This window comes from Agrobacterium sp. SORGH_AS_0745 (assembly GCF_030818995.1).
Taxonomy (GTDB): Bacteria; Pseudomonadota; Alphaproteobacteria; order Rhizobiales; family Rhizobiaceae; genus Agrobacterium; species Agrobacterium tumefaciens.
On sequence record NZ_JAUTBI010000003.1, the window covers coordinates 1,151,660 to 1,172,408 of the forward strand.

General features: G+C 59.9%; 15 protein-coding genes, 1 tRNA gene and 1 pseudogene. 10 read left to right on the forward strand and 7 right to left on the reverse strand.

What is annotated here, in order from left to right; all coding sequences use genetic code 11:
* Position 1: 1 nt before the first annotated feature.
* Complete coding sequence (locus tag QE432_RS15325; RefSeq protein WP_003514949.1) at positions 2-268, reverse strand: DUF6460 domain-containing protein; 267 nt, start codon at positions 266-268, stop codon at positions 2-4.
* 168 nt (positions 269-436) lie between these two features.
* On the opposite strand from QE432_RS15325, the gene QE432_RS15330 reads away from it, so the two are divergent.
* The 3 genes from QE432_RS15330 to QE432_RS15340 all read left to right on the forward strand — a co-directional run bounded on the left by QE432_RS15330 (position 437) and on the right by QE432_RS15340 (position 2,839).
* The gene (locus QE432_RS15330) at positions 437-1,378 is read left to right on the forward strand and encodes a class I SAM-dependent DNA methyltransferase (protein ID WP_162763589.1); all 942 of its coding nucleotides are present in this window, start codon (positions 437-439) and stop codon (positions 1,376-1,378) included.
* A gap of 134 nt (positions 1,379-1,512) precedes the next feature.
* The gene (locus QE432_RS15335; RefSeq protein ID WP_025592410.1) at positions 1,513-2,124 is read left to right on the forward strand and encodes a YitT family protein; all 612 of its coding nucleotides are present in this window, start codon (positions 1,513-1,515) and stop codon (positions 2,122-2,124) included.
* Between the two features lie 73 nt (positions 2,125-2,197).
* A complete protein-coding gene (locus QE432_RS15340) occupies positions 2,198-2,839 on the forward strand; it encodes a YitT family protein (protein ID WP_111799295.1) in 642 nt (213 codons plus the stop codon).
* A gap of 26 nt (positions 2,840-2,865) precedes the next feature.
* Here QE432_RS15340 and QE432_RS15345 read toward each other — a convergent pair whose 3' ends face one another.
* Positions 2,866-3,327, reverse strand: a complete 462-nt coding sequence (locus QE432_RS15345; protein WP_306624847.1) for a carboxymuconolactone decarboxylase family protein — start codon at positions 3,325-3,327, stop codon at positions 2,866-2,868.
* Between the two features lie 101 nt (positions 3,328-3,428).
* Entirely contained in the window at positions 3,429-3,932 is a 504-nt protein-coding gene (locus tag QE432_RS15350; RefSeq protein WP_013635435.1) for an RrF2 family transcriptional regulator, read from the reverse strand.
* A gap of 50 nt (positions 3,933-3,982) precedes the next feature.
* Between QE432_RS15350 and QE432_RS15355 the strand changes: the two are divergent.
* Both QE432_RS15355 and pdeM read left to right on the forward strand, forming a co-directional pair.
* Positions 3,983-6,575 (forward strand): annotated as a pseudogene (locus tag QE432_RS15355) (ligase-associated DNA damage response DEXH box helicase).
* A gap of 34 nt (positions 6,576-6,609) precedes the next feature.
* On the forward strand, positions 6,610-7,338 hold the full coding sequence (pdeM, locus tag QE432_RS15360; RefSeq protein ID WP_025592414.1) for a ligase-associated DNA damage response endonuclease PdeM: 729 nt from the start codon (positions 6,610-6,612) through the stop codon (positions 7,336-7,338).
* 18 nt (positions 7,339-7,356) lie between these two features.
* Here pdeM and QE432_RS15365 read toward each other — a convergent pair whose 3' ends face one another.
* The 4 genes from QE432_RS15365 to podJ form a co-directional block, all read right to left on the reverse strand.
* Positions 7,357-7,794 (reverse strand): universal stress protein, encoded by a 438-nt coding sequence (locus QE432_RS15365; RefSeq protein ID WP_003514961.1) that lies wholly within the window; start codon positions 7,792-7,794, stop codon positions 7,357-7,359.
* Positions 7,795-7,954: 160 nt separating this feature from the next.
* The gene (locus QE432_RS15370) at positions 7,955-8,779 is read right to left on the reverse strand and encodes a TIGR02186 family protein (protein ID WP_013635439.1); all 825 of its coding nucleotides are present in this window, start codon (positions 8,777-8,779) and stop codon (positions 7,955-7,957) included.
* Positions 8,776-9,702 carry a sulfite exporter TauE/SafE family protein gene (locus tag QE432_RS15375; protein WP_003514964.1) on the reverse strand — a complete coding sequence of 309 codons (927 nt, stop codon included), beginning with the start codon at positions 9,700-9,702 and terminating at the stop codon, positions 8,776-8,778. The genes QE432_RS15370 and QE432_RS15375 overlap by 4 nt, the downstream gene beginning before the upstream one ends.
* Positions 9,703-9,965: 263 nt before the next feature.
* Entirely contained in the window at positions 9,966-13,739 is a 3,774-nt protein-coding gene (podJ, locus tag QE432_RS15380; RefSeq protein WP_306627072.1) for a cell division protein PodJ, read from the reverse strand.
* Positions 13,740-14,115: 376 nt separating this feature from the next.
* On the opposite strand from podJ, the gene QE432_RS15385 reads away from it, so the two are divergent.
* The 5 genes from QE432_RS15385 (at position 14,116) to QE432_RS15405 (ending at position 20,510) form a co-directional block, all read left to right on the forward strand.
* Positions 14,116-15,912 (forward strand): acyl-CoA dehydrogenase C-terminal domain-containing protein, encoded by a 1,797-nt coding sequence (locus QE432_RS15385; RefSeq protein WP_111782828.1) that lies wholly within the window; start codon positions 14,116-14,118, stop codon positions 15,910-15,912.
* Between the two features lie 32 nt (positions 15,913-15,944).
* Entirely contained in the window at positions 15,945-17,153 is a 1,209-nt protein-coding gene (locus QE432_RS15390) for an acetyl-CoA C-acetyltransferase (protein ID WP_065688356.1), read from the forward strand.
* Between the two features lie 187 nt (positions 17,154-17,340).
* The gene (locus QE432_RS15395; RefSeq protein WP_019564326.1) at positions 17,341-19,557 is read left to right on the forward strand and encodes a 3-hydroxyacyl-CoA dehydrogenase NAD-binding domain-containing protein; all 2,217 of its coding nucleotides are present in this window, start codon (positions 17,341-17,343) and stop codon (positions 19,555-19,557) included.
* 169 nt (positions 19,558-19,726) lie between these two features.
* The gene (locus QE432_RS15400) at positions 19,727-20,149 is read left to right on the forward strand and encodes a hypothetical protein (protein ID WP_013635445.1); all 423 of its coding nucleotides are present in this window, start codon (positions 19,727-19,729) and stop codon (positions 20,147-20,149) included.
* A gap of 285 nt (positions 20,150-20,434) precedes the next feature.
* Positions 20,435-20,510 (forward strand) — tRNA-Phe (locus QE432_RS15405).
* The last annotated feature ends 239 nt before the right edge of the window (positions 20,511-20,749 follow it).

Genomic DNA, 20,749 nt, shown 5'->3' on the forward strand with positions numbered 1-20,749 from the left:
GTCAGCGGCGATAGCTCAGGAGGCGCAGGATGATGAAAATGGGTATGACGATCGTCGCGCCAAGGATCAGATAGTCGCCGATTGCGCCAAGCGCGTGGAAACCGCTGCGCCACAGATCGACCACGAAGTCGCGTGCGCCATAGATGATATTCCATGGCGTCAATCCGAAGATCGCCATCAGAAAGCCGACAAGCAATGAAACCACCAGCAGCTTCACTACGGTGCGGGCCACCGTATCACCCAGCATTTTGTTGACCTCACCGGCCATCAGCAAGTCTCCTGTTTTGTCCTGACATATGAAGCACGCTGCTTCGATGCAAGTTTCGGTGCACTATATCGCGTCATATTCGCAATTCCATGAGTGCGCCATGAAATAGGACTTGAGTTTTTTTATGGCTTGATAAATGACAGCCGACATCTTCTCAGGAAATCTTGAATGGCCCCAAACCAGTTTTCTTCCGGTGACGTCATTGCCGACCGCCGGGCGGACTATGCCCGCATGTTGGCGGAGAGCGGTGATTATCCCGCCGCCGCCGAACTCATGGAGCAGGCGCTTGAACTTGCGCCACGGTGGACGGCGGGCTGGTTTCGCTTCGGGGAATATCATGAAAAGGCGGGGGAAACGGACAAAGCCGTGGCGGCTTACGAAAAAGTCGCCGAACTGGATACGGAAGGGCTGTTTGCAGCCGAACTGAAACTCGCGGTTCTCGGCGCCGCGGACACACCGGAGCAGCCGCCGAGCCGTTATGTAGAAGGGCTGTTCGACGATTATGCCGACCGTTTCGAAACGTCGCTCGTCGAGAAACTGGATTACAGCGTACCGCAGAAGCTGGCGGAACTGATCGGCAAGGCGGCGGGAGGCGGCGTCTTCGACACCATTGTCGATATTGGCTGCGGCACCGGCCTTCTCGGCGTTGAAATCCACTCCCTGGCGAAGCGGCTGGAAGGTTTCGACATTTCCCAGAACATGCTCGCCAAGGCGGAGGAAAAGGGACTTTACGACCGTCTCGGCCAGGCCGATCTATCGCTGGAAGCTGACGCCTCGGGACTGTTCGCGCCGGCAATGCCGCACCACCGCGCGGACCTCGTCGCCGCCGCCGACGTGATGATGTATCTCGGCAGTCTCGAAACCGTCATGCCCCTCGTTTCGGCCCTGCTTGCGCCCTCCGGCTTCTTCGCATTTTCGGTGGAGGACGCAGGGGATGAAGATGGTTTCGTGCTGCGAGAATCGCTGCGTTACGCACATTCGAAAAGCTATGTGAGCGGCCTTCTTGAGCGGGCAGGCTATTCTCTTATCGAAATCCGCAAAACCACCATTCGCAAGGATGCCGGAAAACCCCTTTCCGGCATTCTTTTTCTTGCCCGCGCCAAAGCCTGAACATTTCGTTTCTTGCCTTTTTCACGATAGGTCAGTCGTCCTTACGTATCCATCTTGATCGCGTGTTTGTTGCAGTGCAAAATGCGCGGAAACCTGAGGGAAAAAGCGTGAGCAGAACGAGAAGCGTTTACAGCATGTGGAGTTCGGATCCGGCCAAACATGCGCCGGTGGAAGACGTGCAGGGCATCGTCACCGGAGCTATCGTATCGGCGCTCGGTTTTTATCTGCTGAACAAGGTCGGCCTTTTGACCGGTGGCACCGCCGGCGTCGCCTTCCTCATTCACTATGCCTTCGGCATCAGCTTCGGCCTCCTGTTCTTCCTCGTCAATCTGCCCTTCTATTACCTCTCGTTCCGCCGCCTCGGTCTTGCCTTTTCCATCAAGACCTTCATTGCCATCGGTCTTGTTTCGGTGCTGACGGAAGTGGAAGCGCGCTGGATGGTCATTGACAGCATCAACCCGCTCTGGGCGGCGCTGCTCGGTGGCCTGCTCCTCGGTTACGGGTTGCTGGCGCTTTATCGCCATCGCGCCAGCCTCGGCGGCATCGGCATTCTGGCCATCTATATTCAGGACCGCTTCGGCATCCGCGCCGGCCTGATCCAGCTTGCCTTCGATGCATTCGTGATGCTCTGCGCCTTCCTCGTCATCGATCCGGCCACCGTTATTTATTCGATTGTCGGCGCTTTCGTCCTCAACATGTTTCTCGCCATCAACCACCGCTCGGACAGATACATCGTTGTGCGCTGAAGAAAGCACGCTTGAAATCTCTCGCGCTTGGGCGCAATAGCTCGATCAAGGCCGGAAAATCAGGGGAACAGGCATGGGCGATACGACTACGCGCAAGCGCGTGAATATCTGGGCTTCCGCGCCCGATCGCCATTCGCTGCTGGAAGATGCCCAGGGCGTTCTGGCGGGCAGCATGCTGGTCTCGCTCGGCGTGACGCTGCTTTCCGCTGCGGGCCTCCTCACCGGGGGTGTGGTGGGTATTGCCTTTCTGGTGCACTATTGGATCGGCTTCAGCTTCGGCGCGGTGTTCTTCCTTGTCAATCTGCCGTTTTATTATCTCGCCTTCCGCCGTCTCGGCCTTGCCTTCACGGTCAAGACCTTTTGCGCCATTGCCATGACGGCGCTGCTTTCGGAATATATGCCGGGCTTCTTCGCGTTCGAAAGCATCAATCCCGTCGCGGCCGCCCTTTTCGGCGGGTTGACGGTCGCGGCAGGCATGCTGGCACTGTTCCGCCATCGCACCAGCCTCGGCGGCTTCGGCATATTGGCGCTTTATCTCCAGGACCGCTTCGGCTGGCGCGCCGGTCTCGTCCAGCTCGCCTTCGATGGCATGGTGCTGGCCTGCTCATTCTTCGTGGCGACACCCTTCGTCATCCTCTGCTCCATCCTCGGCGCGCTGGTCATGAACCTCGCGCTCGCCATCAATCATAGAAACGACCGCTACATCGCCATGTAACGGTCGTCCGGTGCAGGTAAAGCGGATCAGGCTGCTTTTGCTGCCGCTTCGACCGGGTGCTGCGAACGGAAGCCGACGGCGATGCGGTTCCAGGTGTTGATGGCACCGATGGCAACGGTGATCTTCACGATGTCCTCATCGGAGAAATGCGCCTTCAGGGCCTCGAAGGCGTCATCCGGAGCGCCGGTTTGGGCAATCTTCGTTACCGCATCCACCCAGCCGAGCAACGCCCGTTCCTGTTCGGTATATACCGGGGATTCCCGCCAAACGCTCATCAGGTTGATCCACTGTTCGGAAAGACCGTCGTGACGGCTTTCCTTCACATGCATGTCCACACAGAACGCGCAGCCATTGATGATTGATGCGCGCAGCTTGATGAGATGAACGAAGCGGCGCTCGAGGCCGCTGCTCTGGACGTAGGTTTCGAGCGCCATCACGGCTTTGAAGGCTTCAGGGGATGCCTTGGCGTAGTTCAAACGGGTTTTCATGTGTCTCTCTCCATTCGTGGTTCAGGTTGAGGGGCATGTGTCATCGTTCCGGGAAGCTGCGAAGCTCTCCGGTATTTCAGATGGTTGGGTGTTTTTAGGTTCTAGCGCGTCGCCGTCCTGCGCTCGTTCAGCTCCAGAAAGGCGCAGCCGCGTGCCGCAATGCCGCCGTCGTCAGTGGCGGCAAGGTCGCCCAGAATGTCGGCAATGCTGGTTTTAGCGAGTTCCGCCCGATAGGCTTTCTCCGCCTTCAGCATCGCGGCGTTGATGCCGCAGGGCTTGGTGAAATAACGTCCCGGCAAGGGGTTCGGCCCGCGCTGGCGAATTTCCGCGCAGCGAAAGGCAGGCTGTGGTCCCTCCACGGCCAGAACAATATCAAGCAGGGTAATCTTGTCGGTTGTCCGGGCCAGACGATAACCGCCCTTCGGCCCTGGTACGGTGGAAACTATTCCGGCACCGGAAAGCAATTGCAGGTGCTTCAAGAGATAACTCGTGGAAACGCCATGGAATTCTGCCAGCGCCGCCGCCGAAAGCACGCCGCCTTCGGAAAGTCCCGCTAACATGCCTACGCTGTGAATGGCCTGTTCAACGCCGTCGCCGAGTTTCATCCGATTTGCTCACGTTTGGTTTGCTTTAGTATCATGGATATTATTTATCCATGATTATGCATTCCTGTCAAGCAGCTCTGTACCGCTCTTCTTTTTTCAAGGTTTCTCACTACCTTGAAGGCGTGAAACACGCTGAGTCTCCCATTTCCGGCACGCATGTCGGCACCTTGCCCCCTTCATTCCAGAAATGGTTTGCCGAAAAAGGGTGGTCCCCGCGCGCGCATCAATTGGAGCTGATGGCTCGGGCGCGTGGCGGCGAAAACATGCTGCTGATTGCACCGACGGGTGCCGGCAAGACGCTGGGCGGCTTCATGGCGTCGCTCACCGATCTTGCTGAACGCGGCAAGGTGCCGCCGGGCTCCGCCTTTGTCGGCGTGCACACGCTTTACATCTCGCCGCTCAAGGCACTTGCGGTGGATATCGAACGCAATCTCACCAAGCCTGTCATGGAAATGGGCCTGCCGATCTCAATCGAAACCCGCACCGGCGATACGCCGCAGGCAAAACGCCAGCGCCAGAAGGTCAAACCGCCCGATATTCTCCTGACGACGCCGGAACAGGTGTCGCTGCTGCTTGCCAACAAGGAAGCCGAGCGCTTTTTCCGCGACCTGAAATATGTGGTGCTGGATGAGCTGCACTCGCTCGTCACCTCCAAGCGTGGCCATCTGCTGTCGCTCGCGCTCGCGCGGGTGCGCAGGCACGCGCCGCATGTCCGCTTCATTGGCCTTTCCGCCACGGTGGCGGAGCCGATGGATTTGCGCCGTTACCTGGCACCGCAGGGGCAGGGAGAACCGCCCGCAGGTCTTATAACAGTGGAAGGCGGAGCCAAGCCAAACATCGCCATTCTGCAGACGGAGGAGCGTATTCCGTGGTCCGGCCATTCCGCGCGCTACGCCATGAAGGATTTGTATCCTGCTCTGAAGGCGCACCAGACGACGCTCATCTTCGTTAACACCCGTTCGCAGGCGGAACGGATTTTTCAGGAACTCTGGAATGTAAACGACGATAATCTTCCGATCGCCTTGCATCACGGTTCGCTGGATGCCGGACAGCGCCGCCGGGTGGAGGCCGCGATGGCTGAAAACAAATTGCGCGCGGTCGTCGCCACCTCCACGCTCGATCTCGGCATAGACTGGGGCGATGTCGATCTCGTCGTGCATGTCGGCGCGCCAAAGGGGGCGAGCCGCCTTGCCCAGCGCATCGGCCGCGCCAATCACCGCATGGATGAGCCGTCTAAGGCAATCCTCGTTCCCGCCAACCGTTTCGAGGTGATGGAGTGCCGGGCCGCACTCGATGCGAACTATATCGGCGCGCAGGATACGCCCCCCATCGCGCAAGGCGCACTGGATGTTCTTGCCCAGCATGTGCTCGGTATGGCCTGCGCCGAACCTTTCGATGCGGATGATCTCTATCGTGAAGTGACAAGCGCTTCACCCTATGCAGATCTACCGCGTTCTACCTTCGACCGCGTTGTGGATTTTACCGCTACTGGTGGATACGCACTGCGCACCTATGAACGTTACGCCCGCATCCGCCAGATGAAGGACGGCCGGTGGCGTGTCTCCAATCCGGCGGTCGCGCAGCAATATCGCCTCAACCTCGGCACCATCGTCGAGGCTGCGGAACTCAATGTCCGCATGGTCAAGCGCAATGCCAAGGGCTCGGTCGGACGCGGTGGCATGTCGCTCGGCAAGGTCGAGGAATATTTCCTCGAGCAGCTGGTGCAGGGCGATACCTTCCTGTTTGCCGGCAAGGTTCTGCGCTTCGAAGGCATCCGGGAGAATGAATGCCTGGTGTCGCAGGCCTTTTCGATGGACCCGAAGATACCCTCCTATGCCGGCGGCAAGTTTCCGCTTTCAACCTACCTTGCGGACCAGGTGCGCTCCATGCTGTCCGATCCCGCCCGCTGGCAGTCGCTGCCGGATCAGGTGCGCGACTGGCTGGCAATCCAGAAGGAAAAATCGATCATTCCCAAGCGCGACGAGCTGCTGGTCGAGACATTTCCCTTCCGCAAACGCTTCTTCATGGTCATGTATCCTTTTGAAGGGCGTCTGGCCCACCAGACCCTCGGCATGCTTCTGACACGGCGGCTGGAACGGGCGGGCGCAAAGCCCATGGGCTTCGTTGCCACCGATTATTCGCTCGCCATCTGGGCCATGGAGGATATTGGCAGGCGGCTCAAATCCCGCCGCCTGTCGTTGGCGGAACTTCTCGACGAGGACATGCTGGGCGACGATCTGGAGGCGTGGCTGGACGAATCCTTCATGCTGAAGCGGACCTTCCGCAACTGTGCCGTCATTTCAGGCCTCATCGAACGCCGCCATCCCGGCAAGGAAAAGACGGGCCGTCAGGTCACGGTCTCCGCCGATCTTATTTATGACGTTCTTCGCAGCCATGAGCCGCGATCATATTCTGCTAGAGGCAACCAGACGTGATGCGGCGGCGGGACTTTTGGACATTGGCCGTCTTGGCGATATGCTGAAGCGAATCAAGGGTCACACCACCCATCGTGCACTGGAGCACGTCTCGCCGCTTGCCGTTCCCGTCATGCTGGAAATCGGCCGCGAGACGGTGGCGGGCGAGGCGATGGATCAGGTGCTGGCCGAGGCCGCAGACGAGCTTATCGCCGAAGCCATGTCCTGAAGCATCAAACTGGAATGAAGGAACGACCACAAAAGTGCTAAGCCGACTGACATTGAGCGACAGGTTTTCCAATGGCTTCGAATGCCTTGGCAGCGAAACTGCCATCAACGGCGTCGCCGCCTGGTGTGACCCGTTGGGTGGGCTTTACCTGCCCGATCTGTCGCTGCTGGTTGTCTCGGACCTGCATCTGGAAAAAGGTGCGGCCTTTGCCCGGCGCGGGCGCATGCTGCCGCCTTACGACACGATCGCTACCCTCAAAATCCTGTCTTCCCTTGTCAGCCGTTACGATCCGAAGATCGTCGTCAGCCTCGGCGACAATTTCCACGATCGGGTCGGGTCCGAGCATCTGCCGCTTATGCTGCGCGAACTGATCCGCGAGATGGCCCGTGGCCGTGACTGGATATGGATCAACGGCAATCACGATCCGGATGGCACGGTCGATCTGCCGGGGTCTTCGGTAGATGAGATGTTCTATGGCAATCTCGTTTTCCGCCACGAGCCTAAGGTAGGAGATGCCGCGGGTGAAATCGCAGGCCATCTGCATCCCTCCGCCACTGTTCGCCGTCGCGAAAAAACGGTGCGGCGTCCCTGTTTCGCCACCGATGGTTCCCGCCTGTTGATGCCGGCCTTCGGGGTGATGAGCGGCGGACTGGATTTGCGGCACAAGGCCATGCGCGGTCTCTTTGACCACGCTGCACTCGTCGCGCATCTGATGGGGCGGGACCGCATCTATTCGGTACGGTTTTCAAATCTGCTCGGCTGAGCGCATCGCTCCGCCCGTCTATTGGCGATATACCAGCACCGGTATCTTCGAGTTTTTCAGCACCTTGGCCGTAACGCTGCCGACAAGCATCTCGACGAAGCTTCTGCGCCGGTGCGAAGCCATGGCGATGAGGTCGCAGCCGGTCCTGTTGGCGATTTCGACAATCGCCTCATCCGGCCGTCCCGCCCGCGCCAGCAGGGCTTCGCAATCCAGCCCCATCGATGCGGCGTGCGCCTGCGTATCTCTCAGAAAATGCTCCGCCTCCTCGCAACGGTGGAATTCCTCTTCGGCAATGGCGGCAATGTCCTCGACATCGCTGGCAATCACGTGAAAGGGTTCGGACACCGTCACGACGGTCACCTTTGCGCCTGCCTCTCTGGCGAGAGCGAACCCTTGGTCGATTGCGATCTGCGCCAGCGGCGAGCCATCGGTGGGAATGAGAATGTGCTTGAACATGACATTTCTCCTTTTCATCCCGGTCACAACCGCACTTGCCGCCATAAGCTGCGTACGTGGTTGTAACGTCTTGAATTTTACCGCAAACCATTGAAGGAAGCGAACGCTATCTTTTACGCCGAAGGCGAAAGACGCGCTCTTTTACGGGAATGAAAAACACTCAGTCCTTGCGGAAAATAATACTGGCACTCCAGCCCGTGACGACGGCGAGGAGAACGCACAGCGCGCCATAGGCAAGCGGTGTCTGATGCGCGGCATCGGTGATTGCCTGTTCCATGCCGGTCTTGACGACGCGCAGTTTCAGCTCGCGCTGGGCGATGAAATTGCCGCTCTTGAAGAGATAGGCACGGGCGGTATGCACGCCGTTCGGGACGTTGGCGGGCAGGCGCAGGGTTGCCCAGAACAGGCCGGTGCGTTCAAGCCGCACGCCGGTCGTGTCGTTGCGATAGATGCCGCTTGAAAGCCGCAGGCGCCGATAGGCCTCCTGAAAATCGAAGACATTGTCGGGCACGCCGGAAAACACCGCACTTTTGAGCGACAGATGTTCGACACCCAGCCCCATTGCCCGCAAGGTGCCAGGCGAAGCGACGGCGCTGATATCGCGCGTGCTGGCCATGGAATAGGATTCCGGCAGCGGCGTGAAGGTGATGGCGCTTGTATTGATCCAGATACCGGCCACGCGCTCCTTCTTGCGCACCGTCATGTAGTCGCTGGGGCCTTCAAGGGTGACGACGATATCATATTGGCCGATAGCGAGCAGCAACTGGTCGGTATTGTTGAGAGCGCCGAAAAGCGTGAAATCCGCCCCGCGAAAATCGGAGGTGATCGGAATCTCCGTCGTCGATGCGCCGATTTCGATATTTTCCTGCAAGGACCGCTGCTGTGTGCCGGGAGGCAGAGCAAGCGGCGGTGTCTGCGCCGAAGCGGTAAAGGCAAGGCAGGAACCGATAAGCAGAAAGGCGCAAAGCAGCAGGCGGTGGGTCAATAACCTAACCCTCCGACGGCGACCGAGAACAGGTCTTCGGGGCGAACAACCAGTGCCACGGCAAGGCGAAGGGCGACTGCAAGCACCAGAAGCGCCAAAAGCGCGCGCAGTTGTTCGCCGCGCAGTTTCTGCCCGACGCGCACGCCATATTGCGCGCCGATGACGCCCGCGACCATCAGGATGAAGGCCAGCACAACATCGACGGAATAGTTCGTCGCGGCCTGAACGATGGTCGTATAGGCGGTAACGAAAATGATCTGGAACAGCGAGGTCCCGACAACGACGTTGGTCGGAATACGCAGAAGATAGATCATGGCCGGCACCATGATGAAGCCGCCGCCGACACCCATGATCGAGGTCAGGATGCCAATACCGAAACCCAGCGTGACGACGGGAATGATGCTGAGATAGATCTTCGACTTCTTGAACCGCATTTTCAGCGGCAGGCGGTGAACCCAGTTGTGATGGCCGGGGCGGCGCAGCGTCACCGTCTCATTACGGGCAGCGCGGCGCAGGGCGGAAATGCTCTCCTTCAGCATCAAGGTGCCGACAGTGCCGAGCAGGATGACATAAAGCAGCGAAACGATGAGATCGAGCTGGCCGATGCTGCGCAGGAAGGAGAATATCCACACGCCCACCGTAGCGCCCACAAGACCGCCGACAAGCAGGACGCTCCCAAGCTTCACATCCAGCGTTCCGCGCCGGAAATGCGTGATCGAGCCGGAGACGGAAGAGGCCACCACCTGGTTTGCGCCCGTCGCCACAGCCACTACGGGCGGAATATTGTAAAAAATCAACAATGGGGTGATGAGAAAACCGCCCCCCACGCCGAACATGCCGGAAAGAAAACCGACGGCCGCGCCCATGCCGAGAATGATGAAAATGTTCACCGACAGTTCTGCAATCGGCAGATAGACAGTCACGGCTCGGACCTCGGGCAAATGGTTCCGGGCGGCAGGGCTTGTCCGGGTGTGGGGCCGCGCCGCGATTTACATTTTCTGTCTGAAAAGACCGGGCATGCCCAGCCTTCATCCGTCATGCCCGCGAGGGTCCGACGTGTCAACATTCAACGGTAAATACGTTGATAATTTGGAAAGATAGCGATCAGGCGTGGGAGCAGCGCCACATTCCGGCGCCAAACTGCGGGGAAGCGGCCGGGGAGGCCGCCTCGTCCGTTGCGAAACGGTTATTTGTTGCGGGCGAGCAGCGCTGTCACCAGCTCGTTGGTGATGCGCCCGTCGGGTGTCTGGCCAACGGATTTCTGGAAATCCTTGATGGCGGTAACCGTGTTCTTGCCAAGCTTGCCGTCGGGCTGGCCGGCATCGAAACCGTTCTTGTTCAGGATTGCCTGAATGTTGCGGATAGCCTTTTCCATGTCCACGGAGGCAGTCTTCACGCCGTCCTTGCCAGCCCATTCCTCGGGCGGGTTGACACTGTTGGCGTCTTCCGAAAGCGGCTTGACCTTCCACGCGTCGGCTTTCGCACGTGCGCTCTGAAGCTGCTGCGGGTTCATCGCTCCCGCAACCTCGTCACGCTTCTGGGCAGCGTCCGTGTCGCCATCCTTGGCTGCAATGGAGAACCACTTGTAGGATTCCTCGATATCCTGCTTCACGCCGCTTCCGCGCGCGTAGAGAATGGCAAGGTTGAACTGGCTGTCGCGGACGCCGAGTTCGGAAGCCTTGATGAACCATTGCGCGGCGGTGGTGAAATCCGGCTGGCCGGCCGCATCGGAGGCGAGCAGGACGGCGAGATTGTGCATGGCGCCTGCATTGCCCTGTTCGGCTGCCAGCGTGTAATAGCGCTTCGCTTCGGAAAGGTTGCGCTCGACGCCATTCGCCTTCTCGTAAAGGTTGGCGAGACGATATTGTGCGGGAGCAAGGCCGCGATCCGCAGCCAGCTTGTACCATTTGGCGGCTTCCGCGCGATCGGCGGCAAGGCCGCGACCTTCGGTGTAGCGTGCTGCAATCTCGTACAGCGCCTGCGTGTCGCCCTTCGCTGCGGCTTCCGCCAGCGATGCTGGCTCGATACCGGCGGGAACTACAATCGCGCCCTGGGCGGCGGCAGTTGTGGTAGCGGCCTGCACCGGTGCCTGCGGCTCACTCTGTGCGACAGTGCCTGATGTCGCCGCATCCACGGTGGGCGCATCGGCAACAGGCGGTTCATTGGCAAGCGGCGCGCCGCCAATGGTACGCGGATCGATGGTGTTTTCCGACGGTGCTGCGTTTTCGATGCTGTCGGCGGATGCCGCCTCCTGCGGATCGATAGCCAGTTCGGACGGAATGGTCACGGCCTTGTCGCCGGTCTCGGGAAGTGTGGAGACCGGGGCATCGCCCATCTTCTCTTCGATGACCGGTGCCGGGGCTTCCGCGCCGCCCATCATCGTCTTGACGAGCGGCATGGCCATCATCGCAAGAAGAATGGCGCCGATGCCGAGCAGCAGCGGGCGACGATAACGTGAAAGCGCCGAAGCGTCGGGCTTGCGATTTTTCTTGCCGGTTTCAAGCTTCTCCGGGGAGGTTTCCATGGCGGCAGCCTGCGCTGCGCGACGGGCGGCGGCGATGAAATCCGTGCGGCCTTCTGCGTCCGCCGCCTTGCCGCTGGAAGCGACCTGGCTGGCGCGCACCCGTTCCAGTATTTTCTTGATATCAGGTGCGCCAGAGCCGGGCTCCAGAAGTTCGTTCTCCTGGCCCGCGGGCAGCACGTCGATCGGATCGAGCGAAGGGGCGGGTTCCACCTGCGTGCGGGTGGTGGTTGCCGATACGGGTTCTTCTGCCGATTTGGCGGTCTTCGCCGTGCCGGTTTTGAAACGCTTGGTCAGTCCGGCAAGCAGGCTCTTTTTCTCTGCTTTTGCGGGTTTTGCAGCGGCGGGCGGCACGATTGCCATCGCACCCGCGCCGTTTTCGCCGGCATCGCGCGTGTCTTCGAGAATAAGCTGTTCTTCGGCGATGTAGCCCTCTTGCGGGAAGATGGCGGCCGGCATGGCCACTTCTTCGCGGGCGGGCGTAATCATATGCTGCGCGACGTTGCGTGGCGCTGCCTCTTCCCGATAGGCGGGAGCGGGTGCGCGATTATCAAGGCTGTCCAGTCGACCGGCAATCTGCACCAGCGTTTCGTGCAGCGCCTCGAAGGTGCGGTGCGTGCGTTCTTCCGTGTTGCGGCTCAGCGCCTCGAGGCTGCGCAGATCGGTGGCAAGATCGGTCAGCATCGTCATATCGGCGAGGTTTGCGCCGGAGGAGACATTGTTGCGCGTAAAGGCGTCCAGAACGGCCTCGGCCGCCTGTCGAGCCGCTTCGATGATATATTCATCGTTGGACGCCATGTAGTCCTCGATCGCCGACATGCGGGCATCGAGTTCCGGCGACATGCCCGCCGGCTGGTGATGACCCGGCTGGCTGATTAGCGAGGAGAGATGGGCGATCTGATTTTCGAGGCTGAGCAAAGCGCCGCTGTCGGCGGGTGCGGCATGGGCGGTCTCGTCCAGACGGGCCGCGATATCGCCAAGCCGTTCTTCCAGGCGCGAAAAAGTGCCTTCGTTGAAACCAGCAACGGGCTGCGGCTGGCTGTAGCGATAGTCAAGGTCTTCGATGCGCCGGGAAAGCGTGTCGAGCCGTTCCGCCAGGCCGTCATTGACGGTGCCGTGATCCAGCGCGTCGATCTTGCGGGAAATGTCGCTGAGGAACGATGTCAGTTCCGCCTGCTGTGAGGGGCGCTGCGAACGCTCCAGAAGCAGGGAAAGCTGGTCCAGTCGCTCGTGCAGCTGTGCCGCGTCGCGCGCCGTGCTCAATTCGTCGATCTTGGCGGCCAGCGTTTCGAGACGGGCGGTGAGATCCACAGCAGGATCGGGCTTTGCGGCGGCAATACGATTGATATCACCGAGCTGTTCGGCAAGGCCGTTCAGGCGGGTTTCCAGCCGCTGTGCCAGTGCGTTGTCGGTGGCCTGTGCATTGTTGGAGCGGGCGCCAGTAGCGGCAATGGCGCGGCTGATTTCATCCAGTCGTTGGTCCAGACCGGAAAACTGTTCGGTAAAGGCAGCCTCGTTCGGCTGCATATGCTTGCCGAGCTGCTCCACCGCGCTTGCGATGGTGATCAGCTTTTCCTCAAGCACGCGCACGGCGGGATTGTTGCTCATGCCGCCGAGCTGGGTCTTGATGTCGTCGAGACGATAGGCGAGCGAGACGATTTCATCCTGCAGCGAGGCCGTGTCGAAACCGCGCAACGTGTCTTCCACGGTGTTCCAGCGGCTTTCGATCCGATGTACGCTGTCTTCACGCGCAAGCTGATCGATGGTGAGGCGCAGGTCATCGAATTCATTGCGCAGCCCGTAGGCATCGGGAGAGGCCAGATTGCCGAGCTGGTCGATGCTGCCGGCAAGCCTTGCAATATCGTCGCGCAGGTCGCCGATGAACTGCTGGTCTTCCGCGATCGCGCGAATGTTTCGGATTTCGGCTCGCAGCCCTTGCGCTTCGCGCGCCACGCCTTCTGAAATATCGTGCTTCAGCTCATGCCGCAGGTTGACGAGCGCCTGCGCGATCTCCTGCAAGGCCGCGTCGTTTCGCTGCTGCTCCTGATAGGGCGGGATGGAGCGCGCGCGCGGTGCGGGGTTGGCCGCCGCGTTCTGCACGTCGTTCGGCCGGTATTCAGGCGCAAGCGGTCTGGTGATGGTTCGTTCCGGGCGCGCAACGGGCTCCTGCGGGCGCTGGAAGCTTGCCTCAAGCAGGCGCTGGCGCTGGCGGATTTCGTTGACCGGGTCGAGTTGCGGCGGGGTGACGGTGGCGCGTGGCTCGCGCGGCGCGGCATGGGCCTCGTTTTTCGGCTCAGCTGTCGTGGCCCGGGGGTCGCGCGGAAATTTCTGGCTCATCAGCCCTTCGATGCGGGCTTCAAGGCCTTCAATGGTGCGATTGAGAGCATCAAGAGACGACCTGTCGCTCGGGCTTTGGTTTTTCGATCGCAATCCGTTCATCTTCTCGCTCGCTTCGCTTCCGTCCGGCGTGCCCGGTGTTTGTTGCAACGGCTACCCGCCTGATAATGCCGTCGCACAACATGCAGCAATTCTAGAGCCGGTATTTGCCCCCATGGAGGAAAATGCTTCGATTGACGAAGCAGTTACCTCGTGTCGGAGAATTCACGAAACGTGGTAAAGAAGTGGTTAACTATGGTTGGAATTTTTTAACTTTTGCGGCGTGTAACGCTTTCGCGTGGGGCTGGCCAAGCATTGCGCGGAAAAAGGGCCATGACATTCGACCGGAATTTATTTGACGTTTACGCGCACGTCAAATATTGTCATCCCATATCGGCCGGATCGGCTCCGGCTTTCACGATGCGGAGGAACATCGGTAATGCCTGTTTACAAGGCCCCAGTTAAAGACACGCTTTTTATTCTGAACGACGTTCTTGGCCTCGAGCGGTATAACAACCTGCCCGGCTTCGAGGATGCAACCCCTGACATGATCGAGGCTATTACCGGCGAGGCGGCGAAACTTGCCGAGGAGCGGCTTTTCCCGCTGAACCTGTCTGGCGATCAACAGGGCTGCAAGCGTGCAGATGATGGTTCGGTTTCCGTTCCTGATGGTTTCAAGGAGGCTTACGACGCCTATTGTGAAGGCGGCTGGATCGGCCTCGCCGTACCGCCGGAATTCGGCGGGCAGGGCCTGCCCTATACGCTGCATGCGGCGATTGGCGAGTATATGTCGTCCGCCAACCTGTCGCTGATGATGTATCCCGGCCTGACGCAGGGCGCCATCGCTGCCGTCCTCGTCCATGGCACGCAGGACCAGAAAGAAACCTATCTGCCGAAGATGGTCGAGGGAACATGGTCCGGCACCATGAACCTGACAGAACCCCATTGCGGCACCGATCTCGGCCTGCTGCGCACAAAAGCAGTTCCGCAGGGCGACGGCAGCTACAAGATTTCCGGCCAGAAGATCTTCATTTCGGCCGGCGAACATTCCATGACTGACAATATCGTCCATCTGGTGATTGCCCGCATCGAGGGCGCGCCGGAAGGCACCAAGGGTATTTCGCTGTTCATCGTGCCGAAATTCCTCGTGAAGGAGGACGGTTCGCTCGGCGAGCGCAACGGCGTCACCTGCGGCGCGATCGAACACAAGATGGGCATCCACGGCAACGCCACCTGCGTCATGAACTATGACGATGCGACGGGGTATCTCTTGGGTGCGGAGAACAAGGGTCTCTCCGCCATGTTCGTGATGATGAACGAAGCCCGCCTCGGCGTCGGCCTTCAGGGCCTGTCCGTGGGTGAGATCGCCTATCAGAATGCGGTCGAATATGCCCGCGAGCGCATTCAGGGCCGTTCACTTTCCGGGGCGAAATTCCCCGATAAGAAGGCCGATCCGATCATCGTGCACCCGGATATCCGCCGTACGCTGATGACTATCAAGGCCTATAACGAGGCTGGCCGCGCCTTCCTTCTGTGGACCGCGCTGCAATCCGATATCGCCCATCGGTCGACCGATGAGAAAGAGCGTCAGACGGCAGATGACCTGCTCGGTCTCGTCACGCCGATCCTCAAGGGCGTGCTGACTGACAAGGGCTTCGACCATGCCGTCATGGCGCAGCAGGTCTTCGGCGGTCACGGCTATATCGAGGAACATGGCATGAGCCAATATGTCCGCGATGCCCGCATCACCATGATCTATGAGGGTGCGAACGGCATTCAGGCGCTCGATCTGGTCGGCCGCAAGCTCGGCATGAATGGCGGCCGTGCCGTCATGGCGCTGTTCAAGGAAATCGGCGATTTCTGCGAGGAAAACCGCGCCGACGAAAAGCTCAGCCTTTACACAAAGGGTCTGAAGAAGGGCTTGAACGATCTACAGGCCGCAACCATGTGGTTCATGCAGAACGCCATGGCCAAGCCAGACAATGCCGGTGCCGGTTCGACCGATTACATGCACCTCTTCGGTACCGTGGTGCTGGGTTACATGCAGGCCCGCATGGCGAAGGCGGCGAGCGAAGCCCTTGCGGCAGGTAGCACTTCGGACGAGGATTTCCTCAAGACCAAGCTTGTCACGGCGAAGTTTTATATGGAGCGCATCATGCCGGAAACGGCGCTACGCAAGGCCCGCATCGAAACCGGTGCGGACACCATGATGGAACTGGCTGCGGAAGCATTCTGACAGGGCGTGTCACGCGCCGAGGGAGAGAGTTAATGACCGACGTTTACATTTATGACCATGTCCGCACCCCGCGCGGACGCGGCAAGAAGGATGGCAGCCTGCATGAGGTGCCCTCCGTTCGCCTTGCCGCCAAGACGCTGGAAGCCATCCGCGACCGCAACGGGCTCGATACGTCTGCTGTCGACGACATCATCATGGGCTGTGTCGATCCTGTCATGGATGCCGGTGCAGTTATCCCGAAAGCCGCCGCCTTCGAGGCCGGTTATTCCAACAAGGCACCGGGAATGCAGATCTCGCGCTTCTGCGCTTCAGGTCTCGATGCCATCAACTTCGCGGCCGGCAAGGTCAAGGCAGGCTCCGACGATATCGTCATTGCCGGCGGCGTGGAAAGCATGTCGCGCGTCGGCATGGGCATGTCTGGTGGCGCCTGGTACATGGACCCTTCGGTCAACTTCCCCGCCTTCTTCATGCCGCAGGGCGTGTCGGCAGATCTCATCGCCACCAAATACGGTTTTTCCCGTGACGATGTCGACGCCTATGCTGTCGAAAGCCAGAAGCGCGCCGCGCATGCCTGGGAAAAGGGCTATTTCAGCAAGTCCGTTATCCCCGTGAAGGACCGCAACGGCCTGACGATCCTCGACCGCGACGAGCATATGCGCCCCGGTACGGACATGCAGGCGCTGGCTTCCCTCAACCCCTCTTTCCAGATGCCGGGTGAAATGGGCGGCTTCGAAGCCGTTGGCATCATGGCGCACCCGGAAGTGGAGCGTATCAACTACGTGCACCATGCGGGCAATTCGTCCGGTATCGTCGATGGCGCGGCCGCCGTTCTGGTTGGTTCCAAGGCGGGCGGCGAGGCTATGGGCGTGAAACCGCGTGCCCGCATCAGGGCTTTCGCCAATATCGGTTCCGATCCGGCGCTGATGCTGACCGGCCCGGTGGATGTGACCGAGAAGCTTCTTAAAAAGACCGGGATGTCGCTTGCCGATATCGATCTTTTCGAACTCAACGAGGCCTTCGCCGCCGTCGTGCTGCGTTACATGCAGGCCTTCGACATCAGCCACGACAGGATGAACGTCAATGGCGGCGCAATCGCCATGGGCCATCCGCTGGGTGCGACGGGAGCGATGATCCTCGGCACGGTGCTTGACGAGCTGGAGCGGCGCGATCTGAACACTGCCCTCGTCACGCTCTGCATCGGCGCGGGCATGGGCACAGCGACCGTTATCGAGCGGGTTTGAGTTACGGAGGACTAACCCCAGGCTCCTCATCCCTGTGCTCGTCACAGGGATCCCAGCAGCGCCGCGTCTGCGGCGCGCGAGAGTATTCCAGCCCAAAGACTTGGGCTGACTGGGTTCCTGTGACAGGCACAGGAATGAGGGATCGGGAAGTCCGGCGAAACAAAATTCAGGGAAGAGGAATCCCCAAATGAGCACTTATACCAATTTCACCATCGAGACGGACGCAGACGGCATTGCCCTTGTCACCTGGGACATGCCGGAAAAGTCCATGAATGTCTTCACTTCCGAGGTGATGGACGAACTGAACGCCATCGTTGACGCAACTGTCGCCGACGCTGCCGTCAAGGGTGTTGTCTTCACCTCCGGCAAGAGCACGTTTTCAGGCGGTGCCGATCTTTCGATGATCAAGTCGATGTTCTCCTTCTACAATGACGAGAAGGCGAAGGACCCGGATCAGGCAGCCGCCAAGCTGTTCGAACTGGTCGGCCGCATGACCGGCTTGTTCCGCAAGCTGGAGACCAACGGCAAGCCCTGGGTCTCAGCCATCAACGGCACCTGCATGGGCGGCGCTTTCGAGCTGTCGCTTGCCTGCCACGGTCGCGTCGCGTCGAATGCCAAGAGCCTCAAGATAGCCCTTCCTGAAGTCAAGGTCGGCATCTTCCCTGGTGCCGGCGGCACCCAGCGCGTGCCGCGCCTGACCGATGCGCAATCCGCCTTGCAGATGATGACCACCGGTCAGTCGCTGACCGGTGCGCGCGCCAAGGCCATGGGGCTGGTTCATCAGGTGGTGGATCCGGATCAGCTCATTTCCGCTGCCAAGCAAATGATCAAGGACGGCCTGAAGCCGGTTGCCCCCTGGGATGAAAAAGGCTTCAAGGCCCCCGGCGGCGGCATCTGGACGCCGGCCGCTGCCCAGCTCTGGCCGGCCGCTCCGGCGATCCTGCGCCGTGAAAGCGCCGGCAACTATCCGGCAGCACTTGCTATCCTGAAATGCGTCTATGAGGGTCTGCAATTGCCGTTCGATACGGCGTTGAAGGTGGAGCAGCGTTATTTCACCGAAATCCTTCGTTCGAAGGAAGCCTTCGGCATGATCCGCTCGCTGTTCGTTTCCATGCAGGAACTGGGCAAGGGCGCGCGCCGCCCGGCCGGTCAGCCGAAGACGGAGTTCAGAAAGGTCGGCGTCGTCGGCGCGGGCTTCATGGGCGCCGCCGTTGCTTATGTCACTGCCGCAGCCGGTATCCCCGTCACGCTGGTGGACCGCGATCAGGAAGCCGCCGACAAGGGCAAGGGCCATTGCGAGGAAAGCGTCAAGGCCGCCATCGGCAAGGGCAGGCTGACGCAGGATGAAGGCAAGGCCTTGCTCGACCTCGTTACCCCGACAGCGGATTACGCGGCGCTCTCCGACGCCGATCTCGTCATCGAGGCCGTCTTCGAAGACCGCGACGTGAAGAAGGCCGTCATCGAGGCCGTGGAAGCCGTGTTGCCGCAAGGCGCAATTTTCGCCTCCAACACCTCCACCTTGCCGATCACCGGGCTTGCGAAGAACTCCAAGCGCCCGGTGGATTTCATCGGCATCCACTTCTTCTCGCCGGTCGAGAAGATGATGCTGACGGAAGTCATCCTCGGCAAGGAAACGGGCGATAAGGCGCTGGCCGTCGCGCTGGATTATGTGGCCAAGATCAGGAAGACGCCGATTGTCGTCAACGATACGCGCGGCTTCTTCGTCAATCGCTGCGTGCTGCGTTACATGGCGGAAAGCTACGACATGCTGATCGAGGGTGTGCCGCCCGCCATGATCGAGAATGCCGCGAAATTCGCCGGCATGCCGGTCGGCCCGCTGGCGCTGAACGACGAAGTGGCAATCGATCTTTCCTACAAGATCCTGAAAGCAACCGTTGCCGATCTCGGTGAAAAGGCTGTCGATCCGCGCCATATGGAACTGGTGAAGAAGCTGGTGGAAGGCGAGGGCCGTTTTGGCCGCAAGAACGCCAAGGGCTTTTACGACTACCCGCCAAAGCCTGCCAAGAAGTCCCTCTGGCCCGGCCTGAAGGATCTCTATCCTCAGCAGAAGCCGGAGGATGTGGATATGGAAGTGCTGAAACAGCGCTTTCTGGTCACCGTGGCGCTGGAAGCCGCCCGCACCGTGGAAGAAGGCATCGTCACCGACCCGCGTGAGGCCGATGTCGGCTCCATCCTCGGTTTCGGCTTTGCGCCCTACACCGGCGGCGCCCTCTCCTATATCGACGGCATGGGCGTGAAGACCTTCGTGGCGCTGGCCGAGAAGCTGAGCGAGACCTATGGCCCACGCTTCAAGCCGACGCCGCTTCTGAAGGACATGGCGGCCAAGGGCGAGACCTTCTACGGTCGCTTCGATCCCTATGGCAGCACCGCGAAAGCGGCATAAGCCTTCAAGACACACAAATGAACAGGCCCTTCGGGGCCTGTTTTTTTATCGGCCTATCGTGCCGATACCGTCGCTTTATGTGCATCCTTTGCCCGGCTGGGGCGTTGAGAAGGCGTGAACGGGCGATGCGCGCCCGGTGCCGCAATTCAGGACACTTCAGGAGACTGCAATGAAGACATCGCTGCGATCCCATGGTTTCGACAAACCATCGGACCTTGACGACCACTTGGCTGAACTTGATGAAGAAGCTGCGGAGAAAGAGGCAGAAAAGCCCGCTGTCCGAGAGGCGCGTGCTTCCGCTACGGTGGACCAGTCGATACGCGCGGAACTGGACGAACTCCGCAAACAGTTGGAAAAGCTGCGTCGCGATGTGAAAAAGCTGGAATCGGCGTCCCATCCAACCCGCCACAAACCTACAGATATCAGGCACGAGAAAGACCACGAGAATTCGCGCCTGATGATGGTTGTGCGCTCCGTCGCCGTTACCTCGCTTGCCAGCCGCATCTTCGCGTCCTCACCCGTCATGGCGGCTCTGGTGGCTGTGGTGCCTTTTGCGCTTGGACTTGCCGCACGGCGCAGGGAAGGGGCATAATTGCCCCAAGCCGCCCAACCGCCGCTCGCCTGGATCAGCCGCGCCTGAATCCGCCACCTGACTGATGTTGATCAGGTCTGGCGGTTTGCAGATAGCGCGTTTCCAGCCACGATAAGGCCTTCACAGCGCACGTATTCCAGCCATCCACAGGCGCCGTGAAAAAACTGTCAAAAAACTTCGCTATGGCGCTTGCCATGTCCGAACAAGATGTTATAACCCCGCTCACTTTCGGGGCACCAAACAGCCCCGCCCGCCAAAAGCGGAGGTTCTTCAAGGACCTGAAGTGCCCGGATAGCTCAGTTGGTAGAGCAGCGGATTGAAAATCCGCGTGTCGGTGGTTCAAATCCGCCTCCGGGCACCATTCTTCTTAATTTCATTTTTTCCTGAATTGAATGCGTGTTGCCTCCCCCGCGCTGGCGAGATCAGATTGCTTCCGTTGTCACCAGTTTTTTAGCGCGGACGATGTAACTCGATGCGTTACGTCTGCCCACTTGTCCAACAATCGGAAAGCCGCCCGCAAGTGGATCATCGGATAAGACCCGTCGCAGGAGAGTTTCCTTGACCTTCAGGAAGGTAATTCACGCAAAACTTTTCTGAGTC

What these genes read in the sequence shown, in the direction of transcription:
- QE432_RS15325 (WP_003514949.1), bottom strand. Translation starts at nt 268, where the DNA reads ATGGCCGGTGAGGTCAACAAAATGCTGGGTGATACGGTGGCCCGCACC.
- QE432_RS15330 (WP_162763589.1), top strand. Translation starts at nt 437, where the DNA reads ATGGCCCCAAACCAGTTTTCTTCCGGTGACGTCATTGCCGACCGCCGG.
- QE432_RS15335 (WP_025592410.1), top strand. Translation starts at nt 1,513, where the DNA reads ATGTGGAGTTCGGATCCGGCCAAACATGCGCCGGTGGAAGACGTGCAG.
- QE432_RS15340 (WP_111799295.1), top strand. Translation starts at nt 2,198, where the DNA reads ATGGGCGATACGACTACGCGCAAGCGCGTGAATATCTGGGCTTCCGCG.
- QE432_RS15345 (WP_306624847.1), bottom strand. Translation starts at nt 3,327, where the DNA reads ATGAAAACCCGTTTGAACTACGCCAAGGCATCCCCTGAAGCCTTCAAA.
- QE432_RS15350 (WP_013635435.1), bottom strand. Translation starts at nt 3,932, where the DNA reads ATGAAACTCGGCGACGGCGTTGAACAGGCCATTCACAGCGTAGGCATG.
- QE432_RS15365 (WP_003514961.1), bottom strand. Translation starts at nt 7,794, where the DNA reads ATGTTCAAGCACATTCTCATTCCCACCGATGGCTCGCCGCTGGCGCAG.
- podJ (WP_306627072.1), bottom strand. Translation starts at nt 13,739, where the DNA reads ATGAACGGATTGCGATCGAAAAACCAAAGCCCGAGCGACAGGTCGTCT.
- QE432_RS15385 (WP_111782828.1), top strand. Translation starts at nt 14,116, where the DNA reads ATGCCTGTTTACAAGGCCCCAGTTAAAGACACGCTTTTTATTCTGAAC.
- QE432_RS15390 (WP_065688356.1), top strand. Translation starts at nt 15,945, where the DNA reads ATGACCGACGTTTACATTTATGACCATGTCCGCACCCCGCGCGGACGC.
- QE432_RS15395 (WP_019564326.1), top strand. Translation starts at nt 17,341, where the DNA reads ATGAGCACTTATACCAATTTCACCATCGAGACGGACGCAGACGGCATT.
- QE432_RS15400 (WP_013635445.1), top strand. Translation starts at nt 19,727, where the DNA reads ATGAAGACATCGCTGCGATCCCATGGTTTCGACAAACCATCGGACCTT.